A 14,265-nucleotide genomic window follows, 5' to 3' on the forward strand; every position below is an offset into this window, starting at 1 on the left:
TTTTGTCGCATTACTTATTGCAATTCAAGTTATAAAAAACGTCATTACCTTTATATTGAGCTGTTTCGTATAACATTTCTTCAATGCGAAGTAATTGATTATATTTCGCTACACGTTCAGAACGAGCCGGTGCGCCAGTCTTGATTTGACCAGCATTTACAGCTACAGCGATATCAGCAATGAATGTATCTTCAGTTTCACCAGAGCGGTGAGATACTACGCAAGTGTAACCAGCACGTTTAGCAAGTTCCATAGCATCGAAAGCTTCAGTGAGAGTACCGATTTGGTTAACTTTTACAAGAATGGAATTACCTACACCAAGCTCAATACCACGAGCCAAACGTTTTGTGTTAGTTACAAATAAATCATCACCAACAAGTTGTACGCGATCACCAAGGCGGTCTGTCAACAATTTCCAGCCTTCCCAATCTTCTTCAGCAAGACCATCTTCGATGGATACAATTGGGTATTTACCTACTAGGTATTCGTAAAAGTCTACCATTTCAGTTGCTGTTTTAACTTTTCCTTCTCCAGCAAGATTATATTTACCATCTTCAAAGAATTCAGATGATGCCGAATCAAGTGCCAATTTAAAATCTTTTCCTGGTTCATAACCAGCAGCTTTAATAGCTTCACAGATTACTTCTAATGCTTCTTCATTAGATGACAAGTTAGGTGCGAAACCACCTTCATCACCTACTGCAGTACTGAGACCTTTATTGTGAAGTACGGATTTCAAAGTATGGTATACTTCTGCACAGCTACGAAGAGCTTCTGCAAAAGATTTTGCGCCTACAGGCATGATCATGAATTCTTGAATATCTACGTTGTTATCTGCATGTGCGCCACCATTCAAGATATTCATCATAGGAACTGGCAACTCTTTAGCATTGAAGCCACCAAGATATACAAATAATGGCAAGTCCAAAGATTCAGCCGCCGCACGAGCTACTGCCATGGATACGCCAAGAATTGCATTTGCACCAAGGTTAGATTTATTGTCTATACCGTCAAGTTGCAACATCAAGTTATCGATTGCCACTTGTTCTGTAGCGTCATAACCGATAAGTGCAGGACCAATTTTAGCATTTACATTATCGATAGCTTTTAAAACACCTTTACCGGAGTAACGGGATTTATCTCCATCCCGTAATTCTACGGCTTCAAACATACCTGTGGAAGCACCAGATGGAACTGCTGCTGTTGCAATAGTACCATCTTCTAAACATACTTCAACTTCAACTGTTGGATTACCGCGGGAATCTAAAATCTCTCTTGCAATGACTTGTTCAATTACTGCCATTTCTTCACCTCATAAAATCTAATGGAATAACTGCCATCTGACAGCCATTATATATATATTAAGCTTAACCTTATAGGCTTATAACTCTAATTAACTACTAATATAGTGAAAGCTCCATATTATGCTTTATGTACCAAGCTGTGACCTGTCATAGCTTTTGGTTGTTGTATCCCAGCTAAATCTAATAATGTAGGAGCAATGTCACATAATTTACCAGCTTCTAATGTAGCTGTTTTTAAACTGTCGCTCATTAAAATTAAAGGAACCAAGTTCGTTGTATGTGCCGTATGTACCTTACCTGTTTCATGATTAACCATAAGCTCTGCATTACCATGATCTGCTGTAACTAACAGATGACCTTTCTTGCTACGAATAGCCTCCACGATACGACCTAAACAAGTATCTACTGCTTGAACCGCTTTAACGGCAGCTTCAAAGCTACCAGTATGACCAACCATATCTGGATTTGCAAAATTCAAAATAATCATGTCATATGTTTCATCTTGTATCGCTTGTACAACCTTATCGGTCACTTCATAAGCACTCATTTCTGGTTGTAAATCATAGGTGGCCACTTGAGGGGATTTTACAAGAATGCGATCCTCTCCTTCAAAGGGTTCCTCTTCACCGCCATTAAAGAAATATGTAACATGAGCATACTTTTCTGTTTCCGCAATACGCAATTGGCGATAACCACCTGCACTTAGAACTTCACCTAATGTTTCAGATAATGTATCCTTTTCATACACAATATGTACGGGCAAACCATCCTCGTATTTTGTCATAGTTGCCATATATATAGATAGTGGCTCTCGTTTAAAGCCATCAAAATCAGGTAACACTAGTGCCTTTGTAAGTTCACGACCACGGTCTGGGCGGAAATTACAGAATATAACCGCATCTCCATCTTTGATAGTCCCTGCAGCATCAATCACCGTAGGAAGTACAAACTCGTCTGTCGCATCTCTATCATAGGACTGTTGCACCGCTTCACATGCAGATGTAGCTATTTCACCTTGACCATGCACAATGGCATTATATGCCAATTCAACGCGGTCCCAACGATTATCGCGGTCCATTGCATAATAGCGACCACTAACTGTAGCAATTTTGCCACAATTTAGATTAGCCATATACGTTTCTAAATCCTTTAAATAGCCTTGTGCACATTGTGGAGCTACATCACGACCATCGAGCAAAGCATGGACATACACATGCTCGATTCCATTATCATGAGCCCCCTTGATGACTGCCTTAATATGGTCTAAGGAGCAATGCACATTGCCATCTGAAACTAGACCTATAAGATGTAAGCTTTGCTTCTTAGCTACTTCGTATAGTTCCTTCATAACAGGGCGATTATAAAACTCACCAGACTCGACATCTTTAGTAATACGAGTCAAATCTTGATACACTATGCGACCAGAGCCAAGATTTAAATGGCCAACTTCAGAATTTCCCATTTGACCTTCTGGAAGACCTACCGCAAGCCCTGATGCTTCTAATGTTGTATGTGGATACATATCCCATAATCGATTAAAACAGAGCGGCTTCGCCTGTACTACAGCATTGGTTGTGTCTGATTTATCCCCCAAGCCAAAGCCATCTAGGATGACTAGCATTACGGGAGCCTCTAATTTAGCCATTTGTAACCTCATATTAAGCGCTTACTTGGTTTGCAGCTTTAATTATATCAATAAATTCATCGACCACAAGTGATGCACCACCTACGAGAGCACCGTCAATATTAGGCTCTCCAAGGATTTCTAGTGCATTTTCTGATTTAACGCTACCACCATACTGGATGCGTACTGCATCGGCAGTTTCATTATCATATAAAGATTGAATGTAATTGCGGATTTCTTTGCATACCTCTTCAGCTTGATCCGCCGTTGCTGTCTTGCCCGTACCAATAGCCCAAATTGGTTCGTACGCAATGATTAATTGACTGACTTGTTCTTTCGGAATATCAGCCAAAGCCCCTTTTAGTTGAGACGTAATCCAGTCAAGTGTATGACCCGTTTCACGATGTTCTAAACTTTCACCAACACAGACAATAGGATTCAAATTATGATGAAATGCACTTTTAATTTTTGCATTAACGGTCTCATCTGTTTCGCCATAATATTCACGGCGCTCAGAGTGACCGATGATTACATAATTAACGCCTACTTCTGTAAGCATAAGTGGTGAAATCTCACCAGTAAACGCACCAGCATCATGATAATCCATAGTTTGTGCACCTACTTCAATAGCTGTATTTTTCGTCAATACTACAGCACGTTCAATAGCTGTAAAAGGCGGACATACAACTACATCACAGGACAATTCCATATCTTGTAACACGCTGTTAAACGCTTCGATCAGAATTGATCCAGATGCAATGGTGCCATTCATTTTCCAATTCCCTGCAATAATGGGTTTTCTCATATTATGCCTCGGACAATGCAGCAATACCCGGTAGGATTTTGCCTTCTAAGAATTCTAAAGATGCACCGCCACCTGTGGAGATGTGGCTAATTTTATCTGCTAAACCACTTTTTTCAATGGCTGCTACAGAGTCGCCACCACCAACGATAGTCATCGCATCAGATTCAGCTACAGCTTTCGCTACTGCATTTGTACCAGCTGCAAAGTTTTCCATTTCAAATACGCCCATAGGACCATTCCAAATAATAGTCTTCATTGGCGCCAATGCTTCTACATAAAGTTCGCGGGTTTTAGGCCCAATATCTAATATCATCCAGCCATCTTCGATTTGATCAACATCAACGATTTTAGTATTAGCATCGTTGCTGAAAGCATCTGCTACTACAGCATCAATAGGTGTTAGTAATTTAGCACCTGCTACACGAGCTTCCATAACAAGGTCTGTAGCGATAACTTCTTGACCTTCTTCAAATAAGGAGCTACCAATATTGCAACCTTGCGCTTTAATGAACGCATTAGCCATACCACCGCCGATGATCATTACATCAACTTTAGGCAATAAGTTAGAAATAACGGAGATTTTATCTGTAACTTTCGCGCCACCAATAATAGCTGCCATAGGTGTTTTGGGATGTACTATAGCTGCACTTAATGCGTCAATTTCTTTTTTGAGCAAGAAACCTGCTGCCATAGGGATATAATCAGCAATACCGACTACAGATGCCGCATTACGGTGAGATACACCAAACGCATCATTGATAGCAACATCTGCAAGAGATGCCAATTGCTTAGCAAACTCAGGGTCATTTTTAGTTTCTTCATTGTGGTAACGCAAATTTTCAAGCATCAATACATCACCAGATTGTAATGCTTTTACAGCTTCTTCAACTTTAGGACCAATACAGTCATCTACGAATGCTACAGGCTTGTTGATAAGGTCAGATAAATGCTTAGCACATGGTGCCAAAGACATTTCTGGTTTGCGTTCTCCCTTAGGACGACCAAAGTGAGAAGCAAGGATAACCTTTGCCCCTTTTTCGATTAAGTAATTGATAGTAGGTAATGCACTACGAATACGAGTGTCATCAGTGATGACACCGTCTTTCATAGGAACATTAAAATCAACACGAACAAATACTGTTTTATTAGCTACTTGTAAACCTTCAATTGTTTGTTTCATCAAAGCCTCCTGATTATAAGCCTTTGCTTGCTACAAATGCGGCCATGTCGATAAGACGTTCGGAGTAACCCCATTCGTTGTCATACCAAGAAACAACTTTTACCATGTTGCCATCCATAACCATTGTCAAATCAGCATCAACAATGGAGCTACGAGGATCAGAGCTGAAATCACAGGATACCAATGGTACATCAGATACACCAAGAATACCTTTTAATTCACCGGCTGCTGCTTTGCGAAATGCTTCGTTGATTTCTTCTTTAGTAGCCGGTTTTTCAAGTTCGCAAACAAGATCTGTAGCAGATACGTCTGGAGTAGGAACGCGCAATGCAAAACCATCTAATTTACCTTTTAATTGAGGCAATACTTTAGCAACAGCTTTCGCTGCACCAGTTGTTGTAGGAATGATGGACATTGCTGCAGCACGAGCACGGCGAGGGTCTTTATGACGTGCATCAAGAATTTTTTGGTCATTAGTGTAGGAATGAATTGTAGTCATCATACCGCGTTTGATACCGAATTCATCACATAATACTTTAGCAAATGGAGCCAAGCAATTTGTTGTACAAGATGCATTAGAGATAATGTGATGTTTTGCAGGATCATACATATCTTGGTTAACACCCATAACCATAGTTAAGTCTTCGTTTTTACCAGGTGCAGAGATTAATACTTTTTTTACAGTAGGTTGATTCAAATGAACCTTTGCTTCCTCTGCATCACGGTATTTACCAGTACATTCCATAACAATTTCTACGCCTTCTTCAGACCATGGTAATTTAGAAGCGTCGCGGTCATGGAATACACGGATTTTTTTACCATCAACGTAGATATTTTCTTCATCAAATGTTACTTCATTAGGAATTGTACCGTGTACGGAATCGTATTTTAACAATAATGCAGTACCTTCATTATCACCAGTTGCATTAATTGCCACTACATCCACATCAGGATTATTAATCGCTGCGCGAACTACACATTTACCAATACGACCAAATCCGTTAATACCAACTTTTACTGCCATTGTTAGATCCTCCTAATAACAAAAATTCTAACCAAATTCAAACTAAAATTTATAACTACTAATTCGCCTATAAGGCAGAAATTTGTAACAATTGACGCATACCTTCGGCTGCTTGCTCATCAATGATAAGTATCCCTTTCTGGCAAGCTCGCATCACACCTATAATAGCGCTCGCTTTTTCTTGTCCGCCAGCTACAGCAATAACATTGGGAACCTTTACTACATCGGGAAGTGATAAACCAATATTATTAGTAGAATAAATTAACTTACCCTCAATGTCACAATATTGGCCAAGTGCTTCACCTACCGCATGATTATCTACCAACTGCTTACGCACATCATCGGCAATATGGCGCTGATCCGCCATGCGCATTGCAGTACCAATACCAAATAATAGTACGTCAGTCCTACTAATGAGGTCTCCAATTTCTTTAATTTGTGGTTCACAAGTCATGAGCATATGTAATGAGTCTTGTGAAAGTCCATCAGGTAAATGGAGCATCTTATAGGAACCACTTAGTCGTTCAGCAAGCACCGAAGCAATTACATTAGCTTGGTATTCCACTACTTCACCAACGCCACCACGGGCTGGTACCACAGTAGGATTGAAAGGTAAGATAGGCATTTCTTCAGCTATTGCTGCCATGGTGCTACCGCCACTGATGGCTACTACTGCATTAGGTTTCAATAGGTCTTGCAATAACTTTGCCGCTGTAAAGCCTAACTTTTTAACCATCAAGGTTCCTTCTGTAGGTGTAATAACAACTCTATCGATATGAAGTGCTTCAGTCAATCGATGTTCTAGCTCGTTAATACGATCTAGCTCATTTAAAAAATTTCGTAACTTTGGAACAATTGCATGTCCCTCATCAGTGAGAAAAATCCCTGGTTTATAAATGTCTACAAGACCATTAGCACGCATTAACTCAATATGACTTCTTACGGTTCGCTCTGGAAGATCCGTTGCGGTAGCTAATGTTCTACGGCCTATAGGCTCTTCATAAACAAGGTGGTTTAGTATTTTGTATCGCTCCTTCAATACGCTAACAATTTCAGGAACAATACGTTCACATATCATTAGAAATTCGTTCATCGGGTCCCTCCTTTACCCGTTGGGATTACATGAATCGTTTTTCGTCCCATGTGAACAAAATCCGTCCCACCTAAAATAAAAAAATACTTTTACACTTGTATTGTATACCTTATGTAATTTTTATTCAACCCTAAATAAGAGAAAACGACATACGCCTTAGATAATTTGTTATTATTTCAAATCTAATAATATGTCGTCATGTCCCCTTATTATATTCTAATATGTCGTTTTATTGTATTTTATTTTGTACCGAAGATACGGTCACCTGCATCCCCTAAGCCAGGCAAGATGTAACCATGATCATTAAGCTTTTCATCAAGTGCTGCTACATAAATAGGAACATCTGGATGTTCTTTATTTACTGCTTCTACCCCTTCAGGAGCAGCTACTAAGCACATTAATTTAATATGTTTAGCACCTTTTTCTTTTAGCAATGTAATCGCTGCAGCTGCACTACCACCAGTAGCAAGCATTGGATCAGTTACGATGAAGTCGCGTTCTCCTACGTCAGATGGTAGTTTACAGTAGTATTCTACTGGTTTCAAAGTTTCAGGATCACGGTACAAACCAATATGACCAACTTTTGCAGTTGGAATTAAACTAAGCATACCATTTACCATACCTAGACCAGCGCGAAGAATTGGAATAATACCCAGTTTTTTACCTGCAATTCGTTTGCCAGTCATTTTAGTTAGTGGTGTTTCTACCTCCACATCCTCAAGTGGTAAGTTGCGTGTAATTTCATACCCCATCAACATAGTAATTTCATCAAGTAGTTCTCTGAAATCTTTAGAGCCTGTTTGTACGTCACGCATCAATGTAACTTTGTGTTGAATCAATGGATGTGTCATAACATTAACTTTCATGACTGTCCTCCTATAAAACAATATACATATCCCATTCTAGCGATTAACTATCATATTTACTCTATCACAGATTAGAAAATCATGCCATAAAAATATTGAAAGGGATGTGCCGATGGCACACCCCTTTTACACTACCTATAAACTTATAGGACTATAAATATATATTTAATATTAATACAATCGATTAGTACAATGGATACGCTTCACAAAGTGCAGCAACACGTTTACTAGCTTCTTCATGGAGCGATTTATCCTCAGGATTTTTAAGAACCACTGCAATAATATCGGCAATTTCTTCCATATCTTTCACTTGCAAACCACGTGTTGTAAGAGCTGGCGTACCAAGGCGAATACCACTTGTTACAAATGGGCTAGCTGGATCAAATGGAATTGTATTTTTATTACATGTAATACCTACTTCATCGAGTAAGTGTTCAGCTTCTTTACCAGTTAAACCAGTATTACGAACATCTACAAGCATAACATGAGTATCTGTACCGCCAGAAACAATTGTTAAGCCCTTTTCTTGTAATGCTGCAGCCAGCGCTTTTGCATTGTCGATGACTTGTTGTGCATATACTTTGAACTCAGGTTGTAAAGCTTCACCAAATGCTACAGCTTTAGCAGCGATAACATGCATCAAAGGACCACCTTGGATGCCAGGGAAGATAGCTTTATCGATTGCTTTAGCATACTTTTCTTTGCAAAGAATCATACCACCACGAGGGCCACGCAATGTTTTATGAGTTGTTGTAGTAACGATATCTGCATATTCCACAGGGTTTGGATGTAAACCAGCTGCTACAAGTCCAGCAAAGTGAGCCATATCTACCATGAAAATACCATCTACTTCGTGTGCCACTTCAGCCATTTTCTTAAAGTCGATTTGACGGCTATAAGCACTACCACCAGCGATAATCAACTTAGGTTTTGCTTCTAATACAATTTTACGGAACTCATCGTAGTCGATTTGTTGTGTTTCAGCATCTACACCATAAGGTACTACATTGAAATATGTACCAGATACGTTAACTGGAGAACCATGAGTCAAATGACCGCCGTGGGACAAGTTCATACCCACAATAGTATCACCTGGTTGTAATAATGCGAAATACACGCCAAAGTTTGCTTGAGAACCAGAGTGAGGTTGTACATTAGCATGTTCTGCACCGAACAGGCGTTTTGCACGTTCGATAGCCAATGTTTCAATAACATCAACATTTTCACAACCGCCATAATAGCGTTTGCCAGGATACCCTTCTGCATATTTGTTAGTCAATACGCTACCTTGAGCTTCCATTACAGCTTGAGAAACAAAATTTTCAGAAGCAATCATTTCTAATTTATCGCGTTGGCGTGCTAACTCTTGGTTGATAACAGCTTGAATATTAGGGTCTTGTTTTTCTAAGAAACTCATGAGTATCCTCCTCATATAGAACAACTATCTATAAAGTAATGATGTATTATTTCTCTAATGCTTTTATTTTCTCTACACGACGTGCATGACGTCCATCTTCAAACTCAGTTTCCATAAAAATGGTTACAATATCGTTAGCAAGGCCTGGTCCAATAACGCGTTCACCCATAGTAAGGATGTTCGCATCATTATGTTCACGACATGCGTGAGCAGAAAATGTATCATGACAAAGAGCAGCGCGAATGCCCGCTATCTTATTTGCTGCAATACCGATACCGATACCCGTACCACAAATCAAAATACCGCGATCTGCTTGACCAGATACAACTGCATTTGCTACAGGTACTGCAATATCAGGATAGTCGCAAGACTCAGCTGTATGACAGCCAAAATCCTCTACTTCATGTCCCAACGCATTTAATAATTCCTTAACGGATGCTTTTAAATGTAATCCGCCATGATCACAACCGATTGCAACTTTCATAATTTCATCTCCTATGCTTTCTCAGGCGCTGATTTAAGGCCTTCCACTATTAAGTGATAAATCTGTTCCGCACATTCGTTATATACAGTTTGATCAGATCCATATGGGTCCGTAACATCACCATCTTGACCACCCCACTCGGAAATCGTTTTAATTTTACCTTCCTCAAAGGGGAATTGGCGAAGTAGTACAGATTTGTGATCTTTCGTCATACCAAGAATAAGATCTGCTGCATTTACGAGTTCCATCGTTAAGGGTCTCGATTCATGGTTGGAAATATCTGTAATGGAACGGACAGCTACTACGGCTTGTTCAGTTGGTTTTGCTCCATAAGCGGCAAATAAACCAGCCGATACAGTTGTAACATCCTTATGTTTCTCCGCTGCAAGGGCCCGTGTAATACCTTCAGCCATAGGGCTGCGGCAAGTGTTACCGGTACATACAAATAAAATATTCATAATAACATCCTTACTCAATCACATTTTGTGATTACTTTATACATTATAGCAAATCTATCCAATATGTAAAGACATTTTTCTATTATCAGTGGACATCTTTATGCTATTAAATTTACTTATAAATGATATGATGACTCGATGCTTTTTCCATTCGATTCATAATGGCAACACCGAAACCATCATCATCAACACCTTCTGCTAGGATTAGCGTAACATGATTTTCATTAAAATGTAATAGACTTTTATAAAAGTCGTGCCCCAATGCTAACGCATCTCCATGATGGCCAAAACAATGGCACATAAATCGTCCATCCTCTTTAATTAAGTTATACGTTTCTTGACTTACCAAACACCCTATGGGACCTTCTATGCCTTCTGAAAGCTCTTTGAAAGTGTGTGCTACACCTTCTGGACTACCTACAACAACCGTCATAGGTGCATCAGGCGCATAATGCGTATACTTCATGCCAGGAGCCTTTGGTATAGTGGTTGCATTAACTAACGCAGTATCATACTCAACAGTAGACACCACACGTTCAAGCTGTGCTTTTGTAATTCCACCAGGTCTTAATATAATGACCTTATCATCATGGACTTCTACAACAGTAGACTCTACACCAATCGTACATGGACCAGCATCTAAGATATAGGAAATGCGACCATTCATATCATTATATACATCTTCTGCAGTAGTTGGACTTGGGCGCCCTGAAATATTGGCACTAGGTGCCGCTATAGGTATGCCTGCACGCTCTAATAATACTCGACATGCCTCATGATCAGGACACCGAAGCGCCACACGAGATAAACCACCTGTTGCACGATCTGGCACTAAATCAGATTTAGGCAATGTAATCGTTAATGGCCCTGGCCAGAATGTATCCATTAAGGCTTGCGCCGTAGCAGAAATTTCTGTTACCAAAGGTTTTATGCTTTCACTATTAGGAACATGCAAAATAAGTGGATTATCAGAAGGCCGTCCTTTGGCAGCATAGATTTTATCCATCGCCTCTGGATCTAGACCATTTGCACCTAATCCATATACAGTTTCTGTAGGAATAGACACCAATTCACCATTGCGCAAAGCACGGGCTAACGTATCTATATCTTGTTCTGATGGATTTGTAATGATTTTAGTATCCATATTAGCCCTCATATACAGCTGTCACTACCCGGTTATGACCACCGAGGTCAGCTATAAATTGAATATTCGAATATTGACCTGTTTCTTGCAATAAAGCACCTACCTCTTTTGCTTGGTCAAAGCCTACTTCAAACGCCACACGGCCATTAGCGTTTAAATAATTTCTACATTCTTTAGCTAAAATACGATAGAATTCTAAACCATCTTCACCACCAAACAAGGCAATATGCGGCTCATTTAACACGTCTTGAGACAATAATTTAGCATCTCCCGTACGAATATATGGTGGATTTGATACGATGAGGTCAAACTTTTCAGCGTTACCAGCCAAGGCAGAAAACATATCGGACTCTAAAAATTGAACACGATCATTTAAGTTGAATCTTTCACCGTTCTCCTCAGCCACTAACAAAGCATCGGTAGATATTTCAAGACCTACACCACACGCATTCGGCAAATAGTGTAGTAAACTTAACAATATCGTACCAGGGCCTGTGCATACATCAAGAATACGCACATTACTATCTTTTGGAGAAGTACCTAGTACATGCTCAATCAAGGTTTCCGTATCAGGTCGTGGAATCAATACCTTATCATTCACCTTAAAGGTCAACCCCATAAAGTCCTTTTCCCCAATGATAGCCGCTACACAATGCCCCTTAGCCCGTCGTTGAACGAGAGGCCTAAAGGCATCGAGCTCGTCTTGAATAAGCGGTTGGTCATAATGGGTATATAGATAAATCCGATCTTTACCTAAAACGTGAGAAAGCAGTACTTCCCCATCAAGTCGAGGTGTATCCATCTCCTTGCTTTGAAAGTACTGCTCTGTCCACTGGAGAATACGACCGATTGTCCAAATCTCCTTATGCATTTGTATTAGCCTCCTGCATTTTTGCCGCTTGGTCTGCAGCATTTAAGGCTTGAATAATTTCATCAAGATCGCCATTTAAAATAGCATCTAATTTATATAATGTTAAATTAATACGATGATCTGTGACGCGTCCTTGTGGGTAGTTATAAGTGCGAATACGTTCACTACGATCACCTGTGCCAACTTGACTCTTACGGTCTGCAGCCATGCTAGAAATGGCCTCTTGTTCAGCTTGGTCTTGCAATTTAGCGCGTAATACACGCATAGCTTTTTCACGATTTTGTAACTGAGATCGTTGATCTTGACACGCTACAACGATACCAGATGGTAAGTGTGTAATACGAACAGCAGACTCAGTTTTATTGATATGCTGACCACCGGCACCACTCGCACGATAGGTGTCGATTTTCAAATCTTTTTCATTAACTTCAATATCAACATCTTCCATCTCTGGCAATACGGCTACTGTAACTGTAGATGTATGTACACGGCCTTGTGTTTCTGTAGCCGGTACACGTTGTACACGATGTACACCAGATTCAAATTTCATCTTAGAGTATACATTTTCACCATCCACAGAGAAAATAACCTCTTTAAAGCCACCAAGCTCTGGTTCATTAGCATCGATAATCTCACAACGCCAGCCTTGGCTTTCCGCATATTTTGTGTACATTCGGAACAAGTCGCCTGCAAATAATGCAGCTTCATCACCGCCAGCGCCCCCGCGAATTTCGATGATAATATTTTTATCATCATTAGGACCCTTAGGCAATAATAGAACTTGCAACTTTTCTTCCAATTCCTCTTTTTGAGGTTTTAACTCTTTCAATTCCTCTTGTGCCATTTCTCGGAATTCTTCGTCCATGGATTTATCTTCAATAACTTCCATAGCTTCATCAATACCAGATAAAACTTTTTTGTAAGTACGGAACGTTTCAACGGTTTCAGATAATTGAGCATGTTGACGGGTCAATTTACGCCATTCATCTTGGCGAGCAATGACCTCTGGGTCACTAATGCGCTGCTCAAGATCCATAAATTTATCTTCAATAACTTGTAATTTATCAACTAACATGTTTATTCCTCTTCATATGCGTCACTCTCAGGCGGACGGACCTCTTCTAAAGCTCGTATAGCAACTTCAATTTGATCATCCTCTGGTTCACGCGTTGTCATATATTGTAACGCAAGACCTGGTTTAATAAGAGCTTTTACAAAAGAATGATCGCTACGTCCAGCAAGACGAATTACCTCGTACGCAATACCAGCTACTACAGGCATAAGGAGTACGCGGCTCACGATACGTTCCAACAAATTGGGCCAACCCAAGAAAGCAAATACAAAGATACTAACTACCATAACAATAAGTAAGAAATTTGTACCACATCGCGCATGCAAACGACTTTGTTGGCGAACGTTTTCTACAGTTAAAGGCAAATCTAATTCATAAGTATGAATCGTTTTATGCTCTGCCCCATGATATTGGAAAACTCGTTGAATATCCTTCGTAAGACCAATCCCCCAAATATAAAGTAAGAAAAGTACTAAACGAATGATACCTTCAATGAGATTTAATACTATATGATTATCCTGTACACCAGGAATGAACTTTACGATAAATGTAGGCAATGCCAAAAATACTGCTATCGCAAATAGTGTAGAAATAACCATGGTAATGGCAATTTCACTATTAGACATTTCTTCCTCTTCATCACCAGCGGCCTTAGCTGAGAAGGATAAAGCCTTCATGCCTATCACTAGAGATTCATAGAGAGCTACACAGCCACGAAGAAATGGTTTTTTCAAGATTGGATATGTGTCAGCAATGGACTTTGTAGCCTCTTTTTGAACTACAATAGTTCCTGCAGGCTCACGTACGGCAGTTGCCGTATAGCCAGGTCCTCTCATCATGACACCTTCGATCACAGCCTGTCCTCCGACAAACTTTTTTATACGTTCTCTGTTCACAAGATCTCCTCTCATAAACAAATATAG

The 14,265-nt window shown here is 39.9% G+C and carries 14 protein-coding genes; all 14 read right to left on the reverse strand.

Translation table 11 applies throughout. The features are described from left to right. Positions 1-10: 10 nt before the first annotated feature. A complete protein-coding gene (gene eno / locus HMPREF1865_RS07505; RefSeq protein WP_060919724.1) occupies positions 11-1,303 on the reverse strand; it encodes a phosphopyruvate hydratase in 1,293 nt (430 codons plus the stop codon). Between the two features lie 119 nt (positions 1,304-1,422). After that, positions 1,423-2,949: a 2,3-bisphosphoglycerate-independent phosphoglycerate mutase gene (gene gpmI / locus HMPREF1865_RS07510; RefSeq protein ID WP_060919725.1), complete on the reverse strand. Its 1,527-nt coding sequence runs from the start codon at positions 2,947-2,949 to the stop codon at positions 1,423-1,425. A 13-nt stretch (positions 2,950-2,962) separates the two neighbouring features. Then, on the reverse strand, positions 2,963-3,733 hold the full coding sequence (tpiA, locus tag HMPREF1865_RS07515) for a triose-phosphate isomerase (RefSeq protein WP_060919726.1): 771 nt from the start codon (positions 3,731-3,733) through the stop codon (positions 2,963-2,965). Between the two features lies 1 nt (position 3,734). Further along, complete coding sequence (locus tag HMPREF1865_RS07520; RefSeq protein WP_038125415.1) at positions 3,735-4,913, reverse strand: phosphoglycerate kinase; 1,179 nt, start codon at positions 4,911-4,913, stop codon at positions 3,735-3,737. Positions 4,914-4,926: 13 nt separating this feature from the next. After that, positions 4,927-5,937 carry a type I glyceraldehyde-3-phosphate dehydrogenase gene (gene gap / locus HMPREF1865_RS07525; protein ID WP_004697289.1) on the reverse strand — a complete coding sequence of 337 codons (1,011 nt, stop codon included), beginning with the start codon at positions 5,935-5,937 and terminating at the stop codon, positions 4,927-4,929. A 67-nt stretch (positions 5,938-6,004) separates the two neighbouring features. After that, entirely contained in the window at positions 6,005-7,030 is a 1,026-nt protein-coding gene (locus HMPREF1865_RS07530; protein WP_008714121.1) for a sugar-binding transcriptional regulator, read from the reverse strand. 239 nt (positions 7,031-7,269) lie between these two features. Continuing rightward, a complete protein-coding gene (gene upp, locus HMPREF1865_RS07535; protein WP_008601199.1) occupies positions 7,270-7,896 on the reverse strand; it encodes a uracil phosphoribosyltransferase in 627 nt (208 codons plus the stop codon). A 184-nt stretch (positions 7,897-8,080) separates the two neighbouring features. Beyond that, the gene (locus HMPREF1865_RS07540) at positions 8,081-9,313 is read right to left on the reverse strand and encodes a serine hydroxymethyltransferase (protein ID WP_060919727.1); all 1,233 of its coding nucleotides are present in this window, start codon (positions 9,311-9,313) and stop codon (positions 8,081-8,083) included. 46 nt (positions 9,314-9,359) lie between these two features. After that, positions 9,360-9,797, reverse strand: coding sequence for a ribose 5-phosphate isomerase B (rpiB, locus tag HMPREF1865_RS07545; RefSeq protein ID WP_060919728.1), 438 nt, complete (start codon positions 9,795-9,797; stop codon positions 9,360-9,362). Between the two features lie 11 nt (positions 9,798-9,808). Then, positions 9,809-10,255, reverse strand: coding sequence for a low molecular weight protein arginine phosphatase (locus tag HMPREF1865_RS07550; RefSeq protein ID WP_060919729.1), 447 nt, complete (start codon positions 10,253-10,255; stop codon positions 9,809-9,811). A 112-nt stretch (positions 10,256-10,367) separates the two neighbouring features. Next, positions 10,368-11,399: an L-threonylcarbamoyladenylate synthase gene (locus tag HMPREF1865_RS07555; RefSeq protein WP_060919730.1), complete on the reverse strand. Its 1,032-nt coding sequence runs from the start codon at positions 11,397-11,399 to the stop codon at positions 10,368-10,370. A gap of 1 nt (position 11,400) precedes the next feature. Then, the gene (prmC, locus tag HMPREF1865_RS07560) at positions 11,401-12,270 is read right to left on the reverse strand and encodes a peptide chain release factor N(5)-glutamine methyltransferase (protein ID WP_060919731.1); all 870 of its coding nucleotides are present in this window, start codon (positions 12,268-12,270) and stop codon (positions 11,401-11,403) included. Continuing rightward, positions 12,263-13,345, reverse strand: coding sequence for a peptide chain release factor 1 (gene prfA, locus HMPREF1865_RS07565; protein WP_060919732.1), 1,083 nt, complete (start codon positions 13,343-13,345; stop codon positions 12,263-12,265). The genes prmC and prfA overlap by 8 nt, the downstream gene beginning before the upstream one ends. 2 nt (positions 13,346-13,347) lie before the next feature. Further along, complete coding sequence (locus tag HMPREF1865_RS07570) at positions 13,348-14,253, reverse strand: DUF1385 domain-containing protein (protein ID WP_060919733.1); 906 nt, start codon at positions 14,251-14,253, stop codon at positions 13,348-13,350. Positions 14,254-14,265: the final 12 nt, after the last annotated feature.

Origin of the sequence: Veillonella parvula (assembly GCF_001553335.1) — a bacterium.
Lineage (GTDB): Bacteria > Bacillota > Negativicutes > Veillonellales > Veillonellaceae > Veillonella > Veillonella parvula_S.

Coding starts and splice junctions, on each gene's coding strand:
- gpmI (WP_060919725.1), bottom strand. CDS start 2,949: ATGGCTAAATTAGAGGCTCCCGTAATGCTAGTCATCCTAGATGGCTTT.
- prfA (WP_060919732.1), bottom strand. CDS start 13,345: ATGTTAGTTGATAAATTACAAGTTATTGAAGATAAATTTATGGATCTT.
- gap (WP_004697289.1), bottom strand. CDS start 5,937: ATGGCAGTAAAAGTTGGTATTAACGGATTTGGTCGTATTGGTAAATGT.
- HMPREF1865_RS07570 (WP_060919733.1), bottom strand. CDS start 14,253: ATGAGAGGAGATCTTGTGAACAGAGAACGTATAAAAAAGTTTGTCGGA.
- HMPREF1865_RS07520 (WP_038125415.1), bottom strand. CDS start 4,913: ATGAAACAAACAATTGAAGGTTTACAAGTAGCTAATAAAACAGTATTT.
- tpiA (WP_060919726.1), bottom strand. CDS start 3,733: ATGAGAAAACCCATTATTGCAGGGAATTGGAAAATGAATGGCACCATT.
- prmC (WP_060919731.1), bottom strand. CDS start 12,270: ATGCATAAGGAGATTTGGACAATCGGTCGTATTCTCCAGTGGACAGAG.
- upp (WP_008601199.1), bottom strand. CDS start 7,896: ATGAAAGTTAATGTTATGACACATCCATTGATTCAACACAAAGTTACA.
- HMPREF1865_RS07540 (WP_060919727.1), bottom strand. CDS start 9,313: ATGAGTTTCTTAGAAAAACAAGACCCTAATATTCAAGCTGTTATCAAC.
- eno (WP_060919724.1), bottom strand. CDS start 1,303: ATGGCAGTAATTGAACAAGTCATTGCAAGAGAGATTTTAGATTCCCGC.
- HMPREF1865_RS07550 (WP_060919729.1), bottom strand. CDS start 10,255: ATGAATATTTTATTTGTATGTACCGGTAACACTTGCCGCAGCCCTATG.
- HMPREF1865_RS07555 (WP_060919730.1), bottom strand. CDS start 11,399: ATGGATACTAAAATCATTACAAATCCATCAGAACAAGATATAGATACG.
- HMPREF1865_RS07530 (WP_008714121.1), bottom strand. CDS start 7,030: ATGAACGAATTTCTAATGATATGTGAACGTATTGTTCCTGAAATTGTT.
- rpiB (WP_060919728.1), bottom strand. CDS start 9,797: ATGAAAGTTGCAATCGGTTGTGATCATGGCGGATTACATTTAAAAGCA.